Source organism: Vibrio genomosp. F10 str. 9ZD137 (genome assembly GCF_049974785.1).
Lineage (GTDB): Bacteria > Pseudomonadota > Gammaproteobacteria > Enterobacterales > Vibrionaceae > Vibrio.
Genome location: NZ_JBNGCJ010000043.1, coordinates 1 through 415, shown reverse-complemented (window position 1 = coordinate 415; position 415 = coordinate 1). Strand labels below are relative to the sequence as shown.

The window sequence follows — 415 nt, the reverse complement described above, 5'->3', positions numbered from 1 at the left end:
TCGGTTACGGCAAGCGCTGGCAGTGATGTCACTGTCGTTATTTCCCAAGTTGGAACAGCGGTTGTTGATACATTAGTCGGGTTTGGTTCAGAGGATATCTTAGAACTCACAGGGAGCGTAGGGGCCGATGATGTCGATTTATCAGCGTTTGCTGGTAACAGTGATATTGCTACCTTAGCGGGGATAGATTCTATTCGTGGCGCTCAAGGCGTTAATGACATTGATGCTGGTGCGGGCAGTGATTTCATTTACGTCTCAGGAAACGCCAATGACTCTATCGTTGGTGGCGAAGGGGAAGATTCGCTTCTCGCTGATATGAGTACAGACTTTGGTGTCGATCTGACGTTTAACCTCGATAATGATCAACTCGCGATAAAATCGGCGTTAATCCGCTTAGCCGGGATTGAGTCCGCAG

At 48.4% G+C, this 415-nt stretch carries 1 protein-coding gene; it reads left to right on the top strand.

The features are described from left to right. Positions 1-415, top strand: a 415-nt coding sequence (locus ACP45E_RS00520; protein ID WP_426510364.1) for a hypothetical protein, incomplete at both ends; no start/stop codon positions are given.